Origin of the sequence: Vibrio salinus (assembly GCF_021272385.1) — a bacterium.
GTDB lineage: Bacteria > Pseudomonadota > Gammaproteobacteria > Enterobacterales > Vibrionaceae > Vibrio > Vibrio salinus.
Map to the genome: position 1 here is coordinate 653,553 of NZ_JAJSDZ010000005.1, position 17,588 is coordinate 671,140.

The 17,588-nt window shown below is 41.5% G+C and carries 16 protein-coding genes; 6 read left to right on the top strand and 10 right to left on the bottom strand.

Translation table 11 applies throughout. The features are described from left to right. Positions 1 to 159 precede the first annotated feature (159 nt). Positions 160 to 1,830 carry a glutamine--tRNA ligase gene (glnS, locus tag LRQ06_RS03165; RefSeq protein WP_232764989.1) on the bottom strand — a complete coding sequence of 557 codons (1,671 nt, stop codon included), beginning with the start codon at positions 1,828 to 1,830 and terminating at the stop codon, positions 160 to 162. Between the two features lie 607 nt (positions 1,831 to 2,437). Here glnS and nagC point away from each other — a divergent pair. The 3 genes from nagC to asnB all read left to right on the top strand — a co-directional run bounded on the left by nagC (position 2,438) and on the right by asnB (position 7,159). After that, positions 2,438 to 3,652 carry a DNA-binding transcriptional regulator NagC gene (nagC, locus tag LRQ06_RS03170; RefSeq protein WP_232764990.1) on the top strand — a complete coding sequence of 405 codons (1,215 nt, stop codon included), beginning with the start codon at positions 2,438 to 2,440 and terminating at the stop codon, positions 3,650 to 3,652. 73 nt (positions 3,653 to 3,725) lie between these two features. Next, a complete protein-coding gene (locus LRQ06_RS03175; RefSeq protein ID WP_232764991.1) occupies positions 3,726 to 5,315 on the top strand; it encodes a cation:proton antiporter domain-containing protein in 1,590 nt (529 codons plus the stop codon). 179 nt (positions 5,316 to 5,494) lie between these two features. Next, entirely contained in the window at positions 5,495 to 7,159 is a 1,665-nt protein-coding gene (asnB, locus tag LRQ06_RS03180) for an asparagine synthase B (protein WP_232764992.1), read from the top strand. A gap of 103 nt (positions 7,160 to 7,262) precedes the next feature. Here asnB and rfaH read toward each other — a convergent pair whose 3' ends face one another. The 4 genes from rfaH to htpG form a co-directional block, all read right to left on the bottom strand. Then, positions 7,263 to 7,754: a transcription/translation regulatory transformer protein RfaH gene (gene rfaH, locus LRQ06_RS03185; protein WP_232764993.1), complete on the bottom strand. Its 492-nt coding sequence runs from the start codon at positions 7,752 to 7,754 to the stop codon at positions 7,263 to 7,265. Positions 7,755 to 7,815: 61 nt separating this feature from the next. Beyond that, positions 7,816 to 8,772 carry a ferrochelatase gene (hemH, locus tag LRQ06_RS03190; RefSeq protein WP_232764994.1) on the bottom strand — a complete coding sequence of 319 codons (957 nt, stop codon included), beginning with the start codon at positions 8,770 to 8,772 and terminating at the stop codon, positions 7,816 to 7,818. 118 nt (positions 8,773 to 8,890) lie between these two features. After that, positions 8,891 to 9,535, bottom strand: a complete 645-nt coding sequence (gene adk / locus LRQ06_RS03195) for an adenylate kinase (RefSeq protein ID WP_232764995.1) — start codon at positions 9,533 to 9,535, stop codon at positions 8,891 to 8,893. A gap of 298 nt (positions 9,536 to 9,833) precedes the next feature. Continuing rightward, positions 9,834 to 11,738 carry a molecular chaperone HtpG gene (gene htpG, locus LRQ06_RS03200; RefSeq protein ID WP_232764996.1) on the bottom strand — a complete coding sequence of 635 codons (1,905 nt, stop codon included), beginning with the start codon at positions 11,736 to 11,738 and terminating at the stop codon, positions 9,834 to 9,836. Between the two features lie 272 nt (positions 11,739 to 12,010). On the opposite strand from htpG, the gene LRQ06_RS03205 reads away from it, so the two are divergent. Together LRQ06_RS03205 and LRQ06_RS03210 are read left to right on the top strand one after the other, a co-directional pair. Next, on the top strand, positions 12,011 to 12,931 hold the full coding sequence (locus LRQ06_RS03205) for a winged helix-turn-helix domain-containing protein (protein ID WP_232764997.1): 921 nt from the start codon (positions 12,011 to 12,013) through the stop codon (positions 12,929 to 12,931). Positions 12,932 to 12,936: 5 nt separating this feature from the next. Beyond that, positions 12,937 to 13,458, top strand: coding sequence for a regulatory protein ToxS (locus LRQ06_RS03210; RefSeq protein WP_232764998.1), 522 nt, complete (start codon positions 12,937 to 12,939; stop codon positions 13,456 to 13,458). Between the two features lie 46 nt (positions 13,459 to 13,504). Here the strand turns inward: LRQ06_RS03210 and yfcE are convergent, their stop codons facing one another. From yfcE to LRQ06_RS03235, 5 genes are read right to left on the bottom strand one after another with little or no spacing between them, the layout of a single operon-like run. Next, complete coding sequence (gene yfcE / locus LRQ06_RS03215; RefSeq protein WP_232764999.1) at positions 13,505 to 14,053, bottom strand: phosphodiesterase; 549 nt, start codon at positions 14,051 to 14,053, stop codon at positions 13,505 to 13,507. Positions 14,054 to 14,097: 44 nt separating this feature from the next. Further along, positions 14,098 to 14,514 (bottom strand): CBS domain-containing protein, encoded by a 417-nt coding sequence (locus tag LRQ06_RS03220; RefSeq protein ID WP_232765000.1) that lies wholly within the window; start codon positions 14,512 to 14,514, stop codon positions 14,098 to 14,100. Further along, positions 14,511 to 14,861 carry a P-II family nitrogen regulator gene (locus tag LRQ06_RS03225; RefSeq protein WP_232765001.1) on the bottom strand — a complete coding sequence of 117 codons (351 nt, stop codon included), beginning with the start codon at positions 14,859 to 14,861 and terminating at the stop codon, positions 14,511 to 14,513. The genes LRQ06_RS03220 and LRQ06_RS03225 overlap by 4 nt, the downstream gene beginning before the upstream one ends. Next, positions 14,851 to 15,645: a DUF1538 domain-containing protein gene (locus LRQ06_RS03230; protein WP_232765002.1), complete on the bottom strand. Its 795-nt coding sequence runs from the start codon at positions 15,643 to 15,645 to the stop codon at positions 14,851 to 14,853. The genes LRQ06_RS03225 and LRQ06_RS03230 overlap by 11 nt, the downstream gene beginning before the upstream one ends. Further along, positions 15,642 to 16,376 (bottom strand): DUF1538 domain-containing protein, encoded by a 735-nt coding sequence (locus tag LRQ06_RS03235; protein WP_232765003.1) that lies wholly within the window; start codon positions 16,374 to 16,376, stop codon positions 15,642 to 15,644. The genes LRQ06_RS03230 and LRQ06_RS03235 overlap by 4 nt, the downstream gene beginning before the upstream one ends. Positions 16,377 to 16,659: 283 nt before the next feature. Here LRQ06_RS03235 and LRQ06_RS03240 point away from each other — a divergent pair, with 283 nt between their 5' ends. Next, positions 16,660 to 17,574: a TIGR01777 family oxidoreductase gene (locus tag LRQ06_RS03240; protein ID WP_232765004.1), complete on the top strand. Its 915-nt coding sequence runs from the start codon at positions 16,660 to 16,662 to the stop codon at positions 17,572 to 17,574. Positions 17,575 to 17,588: the final 14 nt, after the last annotated feature.

Below are 17,588 nucleotides of genomic sequence, written 5' to 3' on the forward strand. Positions count from 1 at the left end.
TCGGATTACGAGAGCAAAACTATAGTAGAACAGGAAAAAATGTGTTTCGACTTCAATATTTATTCTTTTTTTCACATATTTGTTGCCTTTTTACATATCCAAACCAATAAAAGCCAGCTATGCTGGCTTTTATCATTAAGGGAATAATTTATGTAAAAATTATTTAGCTTCAATTTTTGCCCATGTATCACGCAGACCAACCGTACGGTTAAACACTAATGCATCAGCAGTCGAATCTTTGTTATCAGGACAGAAATAACCGATACGCTCAAACTGGAATGTTTCTCCGGCTTGTGCTTTCTTAAGACCGGCTTCAACAACCCCCTGTTTTTTGATTAGCGAATCCGGGTTAATCGTCGCCTTGAAATCGCTGGCAGCCCCAGGATTCGGTATCGTAAATAAACGATCATATACACGAATCTCAGCAGGAAGACCTTTTTCAACAGAAACCCAGTGAATAACCCCTTTGATTTTACGTCCATCACTTGGATTGTTACCCAACGTTTCCGGATCACAGGTACAGAAAATCGTGGTAATTTCACCATTTTCATCTTTCTCAACCCGTTCAGCCTTCACCACATAAGCACCACGTAAACGAACCTCTTTACCCAGAACAAGACGTTTGTACTTTTTATTTGCTTCTTCTCTGAAATCTTCTCGTTCAATCCAAAGTTCGCGGGTAAATGGCACCTCCCGCTCACCCATTTCAGGTTTATTTGGATGATTTGCCAGCTTCAGGTATTCAACTTTATCTGCATCATAGTTTTCAATAACGACTTTAACCGGGTCAAGAACCGCCATTGCCCGTGGTGCATTTTCATTCAAATCATCGCGAATACACGATTCTAATGAACTAAACTCAATCGTATTTTCCTGTTTTGTCACACCAATGCGTTTACAGAATTCACGAATCGAAGCCGAAGTAAATCCCCGACGGCGTAAACCAGAAATGGTCGGCATCCTTGGATCGTCCCAGCCTTCAACTAATTTTTCTGTCACTAATTGATTCAGTTTACGCTTGGACATCACCGTATACTCAAGATTCAAACGGCTGAATTCATACTGGCGAGGATGGCAACCAACCGAAAGGTTATCCAAAACCCAGTCGTATAAACGACGGTTATCCTGAAACTCAAGAGTGCATATAGAGTGTGTAATTCCTTCAAGCGCATCTGAAAGACAGTGGGTGAAATCGTACATTGGGTAAATGCACCATTTGTCTCCAGTCTGGTGATGAGATGCAAAACGAACACGATAAATAACAGGATCACGCATCACCATGAAAGATGACGACATATCTATCTTCGCTCTCAGACAAGCTTCACCTTCTTTAAAACCACCAGAACGCATTTTTTCAAACAATGCCAGATTTTCTTCAACAGAGCGGTCTCTGAATGGGCTATCTTTACCTGGATGAGTCAATGTTCCCCGGTATTCGCGAATTTGCTCAGGCGTCAATTCTTCAACGTAAGCCAGACCCTTTTCAATCAATTCGAGGGCATATTCATAAAGTTTATCAAAATAATCAGAAGAATAATGAATATCACCGGCCCAGGAGAATCCTAACCACTTAACGTCTTCTTTAATGGAATCAACGTACTCAATATCTTCTTTTTCAGGGTTAGTATCATCAAAACGTAAGTTACACTGCCCCTGATAATCCTGTGCAATACCAAAGTTTAAACAAATTGACTTTGCGTGTCCGATATGAAGATAACCGTTTGGCTCCGGTGGGAAACGAGTATGAACACTTGTATGTTTACCTTCCGCTAGATCTTTATCTATGATCTGACGGATGAAATTCGATGGACGAGCCTCAGCTTCACTCATCTATATCACCTCAAAAACGTTAGTATTGCCAGAGTACTTGTTGAAAATTTAACGAGTACAAACCTAAATTGCCCGTAATGATCCACAATTATGCCTCATTGCACAATATTATCTCTCGAATATTTATCAATATTTCCTTATTTCGATAAAGATTCTTCCTGATTTAGTCACTAACAACTATAAATCGCTCATACCAAACAACTCATTATGTTTAAATATCGCTCACACTTTATTGTGAGTTCATAATCTGCGGAATCTTTTTACAAACCGGATATCCAAAGAAACAGTCAGGGCGTCACACAAAATACATAATATAGTGATGTATTCCACAGCCTGAACCTATCGGTATTCAGATTACTTTATTTTTATGATCAAAAAAGTATATTAATGCGTGAAGTTGTTGAAAGTAACGATATGATACAAAATCATGGACTGATTTTTCTATCAATCGTATATGACCGTAATTTTACGCTGTTCCTTTTCTGAATAAGCTCAGCGACATCAATATATCAAGTCATTACTTCATTAACAGAAACCAGAAATGAGTCAGAATTAGCTCATTTTTCATACTATATACAATTATAAATGCAAGTCGAGCAATCAAGTAATGAATGGTACACAAAAAGGCAACGTTGATTTAGTTAAGCAATTAAACGGTGCTGCAGTCTACAGGCTTATCGACCAGAAAGGACCAATTTCAAGAATTCAGGTTGCAGAGTTAAGTCAACTGGCTCCGGCCAGCGTAACAAAAATAACCCGCCAATTACTCGAAAAAGGATTGATAAAAGAAGTCGCTCAGCAAGCATCAACCGGTGGCAGAAGAGCCATTTCTTTAAAGACAGAAACGTCGCCATTCCACTCTATAGCTGTCCGGCTGGGGCGTGACTATGTACAAGTATCATTATATGATCTTGGTGCAAACGAAATCGCCTCGGAATATCATGAATTCAATTATCTTCACCAAAACGAACTTATCGAAGGTCTGATTGACTATATACGTTCTTTTATTCATTCCTACAAAGAGCAGATGGAGCAACTCATTGCTATTGGTATTGTACTCCCTGGCTTAGTAAACCCGGAGCTGGGTGTCGTTGAGTACATGCACAATGTCGAAATTGATGCACTTTCTCTCGGCGATATTATCCATGATCATTTTGGTGTTGAATGTTTCATTGGTAATGACATCAGAGGCTTAGCACTTGCTGAACACTACTTTGGTGCAAGCAAAGACAGCCAAGATTCCATTTTGATCAGTGTTGGTAGAGGAACCGGTGCCGGGATGATTGTTAATGGTCAGATATTTCTTGGGTATAACCGTAATGTTGGTGAAATCGGACACATTCAGATTGATCCTTTGGGAGACCGCTGTCAGTGTGGTAACTTTGGGTGCCTGGAAACGGTCGCCTCTAACCCGGCTATACTGAGACGTGTTCACCAACTTCTGGAACAAGGCCACCCTTCGTCACTTGCTGAACTGAGTAGTATTGCCATTGAAGATATTTGCGCTCATGCCAATTTAGGTGACGAATTATCACGTCAAATCCTGTTCAATGTCGGAAACCATATTGGCAAAGCCGTTGCTATCACCGTAAACCTATTTAACCCACAGAAAATTGTGATTGCCGGTCAGATCACGACAGCAAAAGATTTGATTTTCCCCGCCATTGAGCGAAATGTTGAAAGCCAGTCGCTCAAAGCCTTCTATAAAAACTTACCTATTGTTGCATCCGAAGTGTACAAACAACCCACTATTGCGGCGTTTGCCATGATAAAAAGAGCCATGTTGAATGGTGTCTTACTGCAAAAATTGATGGGTGAATGATCATCTTGATGCACTCCTGTTAAGGCGATGTGTTACTATAAACGTCGCCTTTAATTATCAATAGATTATCAAAATGGATCTTATTGTTCTTTCTGCCGCATTTTTAGCAGGGTATGCAGCCCTAAAAGTCAAACTCCCGCCTCTGGTTGGATTTCTCGCTGCCGGGTTTATCCTTCATCTTTATGGATTCCGACCAACGGAAGCGACATCCACACTTTCCGACCTCGGTGTTACCCTTCTTCTTTTTACCATTGGCTTAAAGCTGGATGTCAAAACACTGCTTTCGAAAGAAGTCTGGTTAGGCGCCACCGTACACAATCTTCTCTCTACCGCAGCCTTTAGCCTGCTGTTAGTCATGCTCAAAAATCTCGGGATTGCCAGTTTTGCAGGCATGTCTCTTGGTAGTCTGGCCATTATTGGCTTTGCTCTTTCCTTTTCCAGTACTGTTTTTGCCGTCAAAACATTACAGGAAAAAGGTGAATTTAATGCAACGTATGGCAATCTGACCATCGGTATTTTAGTCATGCAGGATATATTCGCCGTCTTGTTTCTGACGGCCTCAACAGGAAAAATACCGGAATGGTATGCCGTCGCCCTGTTTATCCTGCCGTTTATCCGGCCTCTTTTTTATAAACTGCTTGATCACGCCGGCCATGGCGAAATGCTGGTGCTTTCCGGGATGTTCTTTGCTCTTGTCACGGGGGCCGGGCTGTTTCATCTGGTTGGATTAAAGCCGGATTTAGGGGCAATCATTCTTGGCATGCTGCTGGCAGGACACAGAAAAGCCTCAGAATTATCAAAATCGCTGTTAAATTTAAAAGAGCTCTTTCTGGTCTGTTTTTTCCTTAACATCGGTCTGGATGCCGAACCCACTCTGGCCGGTATTTTGCTGGCCTTTATTTTGATTTTACTGCTGCCGGTAAAAGCATTGTTGTACTATCAGGTGATAAACCGATTCCATTTCCGGGTAAGAACGACGTTTCTTGCCACCCTCACCTTACTGAACTTTAGTGAATTTGGGCTAATTGTCGGGGGGCTCGCCTACCGAAGTGGGTGGATAAATTCGGATCTTCTGGTCGCATTGGCGGTCGCCGTGCCCCTCTCGTTTCTCATTTCCGTTCCGCTCAATAAATTCAGTAATACCCTGTATTTCAATAATCGCAAATTCCTGAAAGAAGTCAGTATGGAAGAGCTTCATTCTAAAGATCAGTTGATCTCTCCGGGTCAATCTCAAATTTTGGTTCTGGGAATGGGAAGAATTGGCGCGGGAGCCTATGATGAATTTGAAAGGCAATACGGACCTATTTGTCTGGGAGTAGAACTGGTAGAAGAATCCGTGAAACACCATCAGGCGAAAGGACGCAATGTGATCCGGGGGGACGCCACAGACAGTGATTTCTGGTCCAGAATTGTCGATACCGGTCAGGTAAGCCTCATTTTACTTTCTATGCCCCATCATCAGGCCAATCAAATTGCACTTGAGCAACTTAAAAGCCAGGGGTTTAAAGGCAAAATTGCAGCGATAGCAAATTACCCGGACCAGATAGATACCTTATTGGCGTCCGGAGCGCATGCGGCATTTAATGTGTATAGTGAAGCCGGAAGCGGTTTTGCCAGACATGTCTGTCATGAATTAGATCCCTCATTTCACCCGGCTGATTGATGAGGTGTTGATTAAATACTAGCTTTCATTAAAAAATATTTATCATTATTGGTTTACTTTTAAAAAAAATTCACCAACAGAGAATCAATTAAAGATTTTTACTATTTTTGGGTTGTTTTTTTTAATGAAAGTGGCAAATTTAAGCCATCAAGTTAAATAATATAAAAAAAGGAATGAGTATGTGTTCTATATTTGGGATTCTGGACATCAAAAGTGATGCAGCGGCGTTAAGACCGGTTGCGCTTGAAATGTCAAAAAAATTACGCCACCGGGGACCGGACTGGTCTGGTATCTATGCCTCAGATCACGCAATTCTTGCCCATGAACGCCTGTCTATCGTTGATTTGAATAGTGGCGCACAACCTCTATACAGCCCAAATAAAAAACACATTCTTGCCGTCAACGGTGAAATCTACAACCACAAAGAAATTCGTGCCCGCTATGCCGGTAAATACGATTTTCAAACCCAGTCTGATTGCGAAGTCATTCTTGCGCTATACGAAGATTTAGGTGCCGACCTTCTTGAAGAACTCAACGGTATTTTTGCTTTTGTTCTGTATGATGAAGAAAAAGATGAGTATTTAGTCGGCCGTGATCACATCGGTATCATTCCGATGTATCAGGGAACCGATGAGCATGGAAACTACTATGTCGCCTCTGAAATGAAGGCTCTGACCCCGGTATGTAAAACCATTAGCGAATTCCCTCCAGGTTGTTACTACGGCTCAAAAGATGCCGAACCCGTACGCTATTATGCCCGTGACTGGATGGAATACGCAGCAGTACAGGATAATGTCAGTAGCAAAGAAGAACTAACCGAAGCACTTGAAGCGGCAGTGAAACGCCAGTTAATGACAGATGTGCCCTATGGCGTATTACTTTCCGGTGGACTGGACTCTTCGATCACATCAGCTGTTGCCAAACGTTTCGCGGCCATGCGTATCGAGGATGATGAAAAATCAGCCGCATGGTGGCCACAACTGCACTCATTTGCCATCGGACTGGAAGGTGCACCCGATCTTAAGGCAGCAAGAGAAGTCGCTGAACAGATCGGCACGGTTCATCATGAAATGACCTACACCATTCAGGAAGGGTTGGATGCGATCCGGGATGTGATTTATCATATTGAAACTTATGATGTCACAACCATCCGGGCATCGACCCCGATGTTTTTGATGGGACGCAAAATTAAAGCCATGGGCATCAAGATGGTGCTTTCCGGTGAAGGCGCAGACGAAATCTTTGGTGGCTACCTTTACTTCCACAAAGCTCCAAACGCACAAGAATTCCATGAGGAAACTGTTCGTAAATTATTAGCACTAAACATGTTTGACTGTGCACGCGCCAATAAGTCTCTTGCAGCATGGGGAGTGGAAGGCCGTGTACCTTTCCTGGACAAAGAATTTATTGATGTTGCCATGCGTCTGAATCCAAAAGATAAGATGTGTGGTAACGGAAAAATGGAAAAACACATCCTACGTGAGTGCTTTGAAGACTATCTTCCGGAATCTATCGCATGGCGTCAGAAAGAACAATTCTCTGATGGTGTCGGATATAACTGGATTGACACTCTGAAAGAAACGGCCGAAGCAAAAATCACCGACCAACAAATGGAAACGGCTCAGTACCGATTCCCATACAACACGCCAACAACGAAAGAAGCGTACGTATACCGGGAAATCTTCGAAGAACTGTTCCCTCTGGAATCAGCGGTACACTGCGTTCCTGGCGGGCCATCTGTTGCTTGTTCTTCAGCGAAAGCCATCGAATGGGATGAATCCTTTAAGTCAATGGCCGATCCATCCGGCCGGGCAGTAAAAAGCGTCCATAAAGACGCTTACTAATACATACATTTCGTAATAACGAATGACAAAAAAGGCGCTGAACAAGCGCCTTTTTCTTACTTCCACTATGTGAAACAAAATACCAACCTGATAAAGGAGTAACCTATAGCTCCAAATCTTTATTATCAATACTTAACGATACCGGGCGGTTGATCAGTTTAATCAACATAAAAGACCGTGTTTCTCCATCGGGCTCCTGATAAATAGCATCGATACCGGCAAATTGTCCGGCTTTGACTCTTACAGCCTGCCCTTTTTTAGGCATCATCACTTTCGTCTCACTGAGCTCAGGTTCAAAAGCCTGTAACTCATCAATCAGCTGCTCATTCACTTCTGCCGGATGATTACCAAATCGAATGAAATCCACAACGCCTCGGGTTGAACGAACCGTAGTAAACGACGGCCCCGCCTCATAGTCAAAATTGACAAAAACATAAGATGGGAATAATGGCTCCTGAACAACCTGTTTTTTCCCCCGGAGAATTTTCTCAACCTTAATTTCCGGATAAAAGCACTCAACATTCTGACGACTCAGATGTTGCTTTGCTCTGGCTTGATCACCCCGTTTGCAATACAACAAATACCATTTTTTCATAATTCTACGCCAACCGATTTTTCAGGCTATAATCTCTTTTTTCTCAGGCACTTCTGTTAGTTTAGAGTGCTTCTATCAGTGATTGCATCATATCAATGTGCAAATCGGAATCGTTCAGACAAGGGATAAATTGATACGATTTCCCCCCTGCCTCCAAAAACTGAGACTTTCCCTGTTCAGCAATTTCTTCCAGCGTTTCCAGACAATCCACGGAAAACGCAGGCGAAATAATATCAAGATTTTGAATTCCTTTTTCCGGTAATAATTGTAACGTTTCATCGGTATAGGGTTTCATCCACTCTTCCCGGCCGAATCTCGACTGATAACTATGCCCGATTTTATCATTATCGAGTCCAAGCTCTTTTGCTAATAACCGGGTTGTTTGCTCACAGTGAGCAGGGTAAATATCGCCGTTATCTGCATAACGTTGGGGAATACCATGATAAGAACACAGCAAATAGTCGCCTTTCCCGTGTTTCTCCCAGTATTCCTTGACGGAAGAGGCTAATGCGCGAATATAAAGCGGGTGTGAATAATAATCCCGGATAAAGTTAAAATCAGGAACAATACGGCAATTCATAAAGACTTTCGCAACAGCATCAAAAACGGCCCCCGTTGTAGAACCGGAATATTGAGGGTATAACGGGAGTATTTTTACTGACGTTACCCCTTGATCTAATAATTTTTTTAGCCCCTGTTCAACCGAGGGTTCGCCATAGGTCATCCCCAGCTCGACCGGGATATTCAGACGCGCCGATAATTTATCTCGCTGTCGTTTTGAATACACCATCAGAGGAGACCCCTCCTCCATCCAAATAGACTGGTACAATTTAGCCACTTTAGGAGAACGCAAAGGAAGGATAATGCCGTGCAAAAGCGGGCACCATAGCCAACGGCTTAAATCCACCACTCTCTTATCGTGCAGAAACTGAGCCAGAAACGCTCTGACACCCGAAGTATTCGGTTGTGCAGGTGTGCCTAAATTCGCTAAAAGAACGCCTACCTGTTCAGACTTCATCACTCCTCCTTTTCATTTACCCTAAACCCATCCCCTGAAACATTAAAAATACTATCATGCTTAAAAGATAAAAAAAGCGACTATTTGTAGTCGCTTTCTTATGAAATGTAAGCAATGATTAAGCAAGGGCTTTCTCAATATCAGCACTAACATCTGCAACCGGTTTTGTTCCATCAAATTTCAAATACTTAGTATTACCGGCAACAGCTTCTTTTCCATAATATTCAATTAATGGTGCAGTTTGTTCATGATACACACCGAGGCGTGCACGAACAGTTTCTTCTTTGTCATCTTCACGAACAATCAGATCTTCGCCGGTCACATCATCTTTACCTTCCACTTTCGGCGGATTGTAAACAACGTGATAAGTACGTCCAGAGGCTAAATGGACCCGACGTCCAGCCATACGTTCAACAATAACATTATCCGCAACATCAAATTCGATAACGTAATCAATATTAACACCAAGCTCTTTCAGACCATCTGCCTGAGGAATTGTGCGTGGGAAGCCATCCAGCAAAAAGCCTTTCTCGCAATCGGATTGTGCTATACGCTCTTTGATCAGTCCTAAAATGATATCATCAGAAACAAGCTGACCTGCATCGATTACCGATTTCGCTTTAAGTCCAAGCTCCGTACCGGCTTTAATTGCTCCTCTCAACATATCACCCGTTGAGATTTGCGGAATACCATACTTATCCATAATGAACTGAGCTTGTGTACCTTTACCAGCACCAGGAGCACCTAAAAGAATGATGCGCATGTTAAATCCTCTTTAAAAATAATGTGTTATACCGAAACTTACAGAGATACAGTAAGCAACGATAAATTTCGGTATAAAATCAGACGTCCTTCTTTCTATTGACGGAAAGAAAACTCCGCTAACAAAGAAATCAGGGCACGAATACTACCATAAAAAATGTCAGTTCGGATCGAAATTAGAATAAAGATTCCAATCGTCGTCACCTTCAGAATACGGATTAAATCACTAACGTACAAAACAGTGAGAGCTCGCAGGTTGCGAGCTCTCAGCTATCATCGATAATTCATTCCGGTAATCATTAAGATTTTACCAGTAAGTCATTGACAGCAGACAAGAACTGAGACGGATCTTCCATAGAACCACGTTCTGCCAGCGTTGCCTGACCCAATAGCAATTCAACCCAACGACCGAATAACTCTTCGTCAGGCTCATCGGCCATTTTCTTAACTAGCGAGTGCTCAGGATTCAGTTCTAAAATGTACTTCACTTCCGGTGCAGCCTGACCGGCCGCTTCCAGTAATTTCGCCATTTGAGTACCGATTTCATAATCATCCGTTACCACAACGGCCGGAGTCGAAGCCAGTTTGAACGTCGTGCGAACATCTTTAACGCGTTCACCAAGGTATTCTTTAGTTCTTTCAACAACCGATTTAAATTCTTCCTCAGTCTCTTTATGTTTTTCTTTTTCCGCTTCATCTTCAAACTGAGATAAATCCAGACCGGCTTTCGTAATAGACTGGAAGGACTTACCGTCAAATTCGGTCAGATAGTTCATCAGCCATTCATCAATACGATCGTACATCAGAATCACTTCCAGCCCCTTCGCCTTGAACTGCTCAAGGTGCGGGCTGTTTTTTGCCGCGGCGTAACTGTCGGCCGTAATGTAATAGATCTTATCCTGACCTTCTTTCATACGCTCAACGTACGATTTCAGATCAACACTCTGTTCTGAGTTGTCTGTATGCGTTGACGCAAAACGGAGTAATCCGGCAATTTTTTCTTTATTAGACATGTCTTCCGCCGGGCCTTCTTTCATGACCAGACCGAATTCTTTCCAGAAACTCTGATATTTTTCTTTGTCTTTATTGGCCAGTTTCTCCAGCATGGTCAATACACGCTTAGTACATGCATTTCTCAGAGACTGAGTCACTTTACTGTCCTGTAAGATCTCACGAGATACGTTCAATGGCAGATCATTTGAATCAATCAGACCACGGACAAATCTTAAATAAGATGGCATAAACTGCTCAGCGTCATCCATAATAAACACGCGCTGAACATAAAGTTTCAAACCATGACGGTGATCTCGCTGCATCATATCCCATGGTGCTTTTGAAGGAATATACAACAAGCTGGTGTAATCATTTTTGCCTTCAACACGGTTATGACTCCAGACTAGTGGGTCACCATAATCATTCGAAACATGTTTGTAGAATTCTTTATAATCCTCATCAGAAATATCCGATTTATTGCGGGTCCAAAGCGCTTCCGCCTTATTAATTTTTTCCCACTCTTTTTCCCCGGTTTCTTTACCTTCCTCATCACGTTTCGCAATATGAATATAAACCGGAATACCAATATGGTCAGAATATTTTGAAACTAATTCTTTAAGACGCCATTCAGATAGAAACTCTTTACCTTCTTCACGCATGTGCAGAACAATATCGGTACCACGCGTTTCTTTGGTGATAGTTTCAATGGTATATTCACCTTCACCTTGTGAATGCCATTGACTACCCTGTTCCGGACTTTCGTCAGCCGCACGAGTTCTTACTGTCACAGCATCCGCAACAATAAATGCAGAATAAAAACCAACACCAAACTGACCGATTAATTGTGAATCTTTAACCTGATCGCTGGAAAGCTGAGCAAAAAATTCCTTAGTTCCGGAGCGGGCAATGGTTCCCAGGTTTTCAATCACACTTTCACGGTTCATACCGATACCGTTATCTGAGATGGTCAACGTATTAGCATCTGAATCGAAAGCGATCCTCACGGAAAGATCGGCATCTCCCTGATATAAATCCGAATCAGACAATGCCTGAAAACGTAATTTATCAGCTGCGTCAGACGCATTAGAAATTAACTCACGTAAAAAAATCTCTTTATTCGAATAAAGAGAGTGAATCATTAGATGTAGTAATTGCTTAACTTCTGATTGAAACCCACGTGTTTCTTTATTGCTGGTTGCAGTTTCGCTCATTTCTTACTCCACAAGCATTCGTTTATTAGTCTTATTGCATAATTTAAAGCAATAAATAATGTCATTGTTAGTAACATAAGGGTGGAAATTCGGAATTCAAGATGTGAATATTTAAAAAACTCTGTTTTTTTTCATCAATATCAGTAGACTTAGTACCAAACCAACTTCATTGAGAGCACAAACATATATTTATTAACTCGCTCTTAACTCTGAATTCTGCATAATTTTTCAGAATCAATCATTTTGATCACAAGCTTATTAAGAAGATATCGATGAATACCTTAGGCACAAAGTTCATCCTGGCAAATCAATTTATATTTGACCCAAACAGCAATACGCTTTTCAATAAGACAAGTGAAGAGTCTGTCCGCCTCGGAAGCAATGAAAGTCGTATACTCTTAATGTTTGTTCTCCACCCATTGGATGTAATAAAACGAGATGAGCTGCATGACTTTGTGTGGAGACAACAAGGGTTTGAAGTCGATAACTCCAGCCTGACTCAGGCAATATCAACATTAAGAAAAATTCTGGACGACTCGACTAAATCTCCGGCGTTTGTGAAGACAGTTCCCAAACGCGGTTATCAATTTATTGCGACGGTCGAAAAAACAACCGCATCCAAAAGCGCAATACAAGCACAGGATAAAGAAGACGCAGAACTATTATCAGAATCCAGCAATCATCAGACATCTGACCAAGACACCAACAGTCAGCCACTTCATTCTGAGTCACCGGATAAACAAATTGTCAAAGAACAACAACAGGAGCCAATCAATAAATTGTCTGCTCGCGGGACCGGAAATTTATCGGATAAGGGTACCCACCCTGCAAAACACTGGCCTAAAACTGCCATCATATCTCTATTTTTAGCCATATTAATTCCAATTTTGGCTTTTTCGTCCGGAGACCCCAAAGCAACAACCTTTCATCAACTTGATATTTATAAAAATGTTAGCATTGAAGTCCCAGCCAATAATCCAGAGCTAGCTTCCTGGCTTCCATCTATTGAGCTATGCCTGAACAGATATGAAGAGATGCATAAAGACCAACCGTCTCCAGCTCGTCTGATTGCAACTGGTGGATTGGAAGATAAGCTGTCTCTTAATTATGTATTCCTGCCTGAGAATCAGGAAAGAAATGTTACAATAACCATTGTCGCTGATCATGATGAACTCTCTAGAGTCTGCCGGTAAAAAGTATGAATAAAAAAGTAGCTGTTATTTTATTATTGCTGTCCGTTGGATTAAGTCTATGGATCTATCTGGGTAGCAACGTCAAATTAAAGCAGTTGGTCATGTCACGTGAATGGCAATCCAGAATGATCACCATTATTAAAACTAAAGACGAGGAATTATCCGTCAACTCTTTAAAAAAAGTGGTTATAACTTCTAACGTCAAATACCTGCCTAATTCCAATTATATCCGGGTTTCCGTGATAAAATTATTTTCTGCAGAGAATGGCAAAGAGCCGGAAAGCACAATCAATATTTCTGAGACGGGTACATGGAGTATGAGTGAAAATTATCTCCTGATTTCTCCCAATCAGTTCAAAGATATTTCTTCAAAACAAAGTAAAGACTTTTCACCTGAACAACTGGATATCGTTACCCAGTTTTTCAAAATGGATGCTCAACAAAGCCGGAGAGTGGATATCGTGAATGATCATACCTTACTTTTCACCGGCCTTAACCATGATTCAACTTTATTATACTCAGATTAATAAAAAGTGCCGGAGTTCATTCTGGCACTTTTTTCTTTCACCTCAGTTACTTCAGTTTTAGTTCTTTAATCACCTGATAATCAAAATCCATCACTTTTAACGTATTGTTCTCATATAAACCAAAGCTGGTGACAAAATTCGCTTTAGGGAAAGTGGTTGACCCAGGGTTAAAAATCCAAATTTCACGTTCTGGATCGGCTACCGGAATATGAGTATGACCATGAACGAAAACATCACCATTAGCCAGTGGCGGCAACACATCTTTATGGTAAAGATGTCCATGAGTCAAAAACAAACGAACACCAGATTCGAGTATTAACCATGAAAAATCACTCATCATGGGGAAATTCAGTAACATCTGGTCTACATCACTATCGCAATTCCCTCTTACAGCCAGAATATGGTCAGCCATTTCATTTAATTTTTCAGCAACTTTCGCCGGTGCATAACCATCAGGTATCGGGTTTCTCGGACCATGATTGAGCAAATCGCCTAACAGGATTAAATGGTCCGCATTCAGTTCTTTATAAGCCTTTAATACCTTTTCTGTTGCCGGTAAAGAACCATGAAGATCTGAAGCAATTAAAATACGCATACTACAACCCTATCTCTTTTAATTATTTAAAGATTGTAAGGTTTTTAATCCTTAACGTCATCATCTACCATACCGTTCATCACAATGTTGTTGTAACTGACCATACCGATAACTTCCCCATCTTCTACAACAGGAGCCCGGCTTATACCGAAATGCTCAAACAGTCTGGCACAATACTTTAATTTCATATCAGGACTCACTGATAGCGCAGGTTTCGTCATTATTTCGTAAATATTCGTTCGTTTCGGAGAACGATTTTTTGCCAGTACTTTTTTAGCAATATCATTCATTAATACAATGCCATACTCATCGTCATCATAGCGCTTCCGGACAAGCAAAGCTTTAACCTCTGTCTTTTTTGCTATATGTATTGCTTCATGAACTGTTGTTAATCCATCAACCATCGCGTACGTATTATCCATCATGACATCCCTGACTTTTAAAATATCATGCTTCGTCATAGCTCATCCTCGACAACTTTTGTTAATTTACTCAGTTGGTGCGAGATACCAACCACATCTTCAATATCAATCTGAAAAGCAATACCCTGACCTGACTCCGTATCAAATTCTCCCACATCGTCTATCGTTTCTAGAATATGGCGGGCCAGATGTTCTTCCACGACCAAAAGAACCACATCTCTCTGAACTTCAAGTGTTAATCCTAAAAATGTTTTTTTCTTATTAAGCCCTTCCCCCCTCGCATTATTGATAACTGTTGCTCCGGTCGCACCGGCATCCCGGGCTGCATCCAAAACTTTTGTTGTTTTTGTATCTTCTACAAAAGCAATGATTAACTTAAACCGCATTGTTGTTCTCCTTTTCCTGGGCTCTACGATTTAGCCACTGAGTTACCTGTGCATATCCCATGACTGAAATGATTGGAAATAAGCTGGCAAAAGCAATGAGTCCAAATCCATCAATTAACGGACTACGTCCCGGAACCGTCGAAGCCAACCCCACACCTAAAGCGGCGACAATCGGTACAGTGACGGTAGATGTTGTCACACCACCAGAATCGTAAGCTAAAGGTACGATTAATTTGGGCGAAAAATGCGTTTGAATGACAACAATAATATACCCGCCGATAATATAATATTGGATTGGATCACCGACAACGATTCGATAACAACCCAATGAAATGCCTATCGCAACTCCCAAAGCGACAGATAATCGCAACCCGGTTGTACCAATCGCCCCCCCGGAAACCTGATTCGCCTTTATTGCAACGGCAATCAGCGATGGTTCTGCAATTGTCGTACTGAAACCAATACAAAATGCAAAAATATAAATCCAGTAATAATCAAACCACTTAACATCAAGACCCTGGCTGATTTTAACTGCCGAAAGAAAATCCGGTGCAGTCAGCTGATGAGCCATGGTTTCCCCTACAGGAAACAGAGCCACCTCCAGTCCCATTAAGAACAATGTCAGCCCCAGAATCACATAACCAAAACCTAAAACTATCTTGGGTAACTGAGAAATCGGCTTTCTCAGAATAACCACCTGAAAAAGAAATAGAACAGAAGCAATGGGTAAAACATCAGAGATTGTCGAAAGAAAAGTAATCCAGAAATGCTCAAAACTCATCATGATATAACCATCCCATAGACCAGAACGAATATCATGGGAAGTAACGATGCAAACGCAATCAATCCAAATCCATCGATCATTGGATTCCTGCCTTTAATTACTGAGGATAAACCAACGCCAAGCGCCGTCACTAAAGGAACTGTAATCGTTGATGTCGTTACCCCTCCAGAATCATAAGCAATACCGATAATGGAAGCCGGTGCAAATATCGTCAGAATCACAACCAGCAGATACCCCGCAATAATCATAATATGAATTGGCCAGCCTTCCAGAATTCTCAGCACACCCAAAACAATCGCCACACCAACGGCCAGAGCGACGGTAATTCTGAGTCCGTGAGAATAGCTTTCCTGAGCAGACAGATCACTGGCAATTACCCCACCCTGCGATGCCACTTCCGCAGCTTTATCAGCGACAGACGTTAAAGCCGGCTCGGCAATGGTTGTACCAAATCCAAGAAAAAAAGCAAAAATCAGCAAATAAGTCACACTGCCTTTATTCGCTAACCCATGAGCGAGTGTTTCACCAATCGGAAACAACGCCATATTGAGACCGAAGACAAAAAATGTTAGTCCGACAATAACCAAACCGACACCAGACAAAATATGAAAATAATTTGGCATTGGCTGCTTTAAGACGATCATCTGGAAAAATAAAACAACGAACACAATCGGTAACAAATCTTTAAAGCTGTCAATCAATGCTTTAATGAGCGCTACTATTGGCTTCATCCATCCTCCACCAGAAAGAATAACAGAGATCAGATCCTATCTTCCCAAATTCCAAAATACTTATTCAGCAAAAAAGAGACTTTTCAGGACAAGACACGGATTAAAAACTTAGCTGAGAATCATACGGGTCTGTTGACCCTAATAAATAATGGCAGAAGAAATAATCTGGTGGTGTGATCTTAAATTAATTACAAAGCATCAACATGATAAAACTAAGTGTTTGGTAGATATATCTGAATCAATTATCCTTAAGGGTATGAATACGGAAACAGGAAGAGCGAACATGAATATACTGATTACTGGTGGTACCGGTTTGATAGGCTCAACACTTCTAAAACAGTTAAGTACTAATCAGATATCTGTTCTGACTAGGAATATTCCCAGAGCCAAGCACATTTTGAGACATCTTCCCGCTCAGAATTTGTCGTTTCTTCCTGATTTGAAAAAGCTGGATCATCTCAATGATGTTGATGTGGTCATCAATCTGGCAGGCGAACCCATCGCAGACAAACGCTGGACAAAACTGCAAAAGGAAAAAATATGTTCAAGCCGCTGGGATATCACGCAAGAACTGGTCTCTTTAGTGCATGCCAGTACTAATCCTCCCAGTGTTTTTATCAGTGGTTCAGCCGTTGGTTATTATGGTGATCAACAGGCGCATCCATTTGACGAAACCCTGAAAGTACATTCAAATTCTTTCACTCACACCGTATGCAAAACCTGGGAAGATATCGCTTTAAAGGCTTCATCAGAAAATACCAGAGTCTGTATCCTACGAACCGGAATTGTACTTTCTGCCAATGGAGGGGCATTAAAAAAAATGATGGTACCTTATAAACTGGGAATTGGCGGATGTTTGGGCTCAGGAAAGCAATATATGCCCTGGATTCATATTCATGACATGATCCAGGCGATTTTATTTTTAATCAAAACACCTTACGCTCACGGGGTATTTAATCTAACAGCACCACATCCTGTGACCAATAAATTTTTCAGCCAGTCACTGGCTGCAACACTGCACCGACCACATTTACTCTGGACTCCGAAAGAAGTCCTGACACTTATTATGGGAGAGTCTTCCTGTCTGCTTTTTGACAGCACCCGGGCAAAACCCAAAGCCCTGACGGATTTAAAGTTCATATTCAACTTTCCTAGACTTAGGCCGGCACTGGAAGATATTCTAAAACATCACAAATAAACATTGGCAAAATA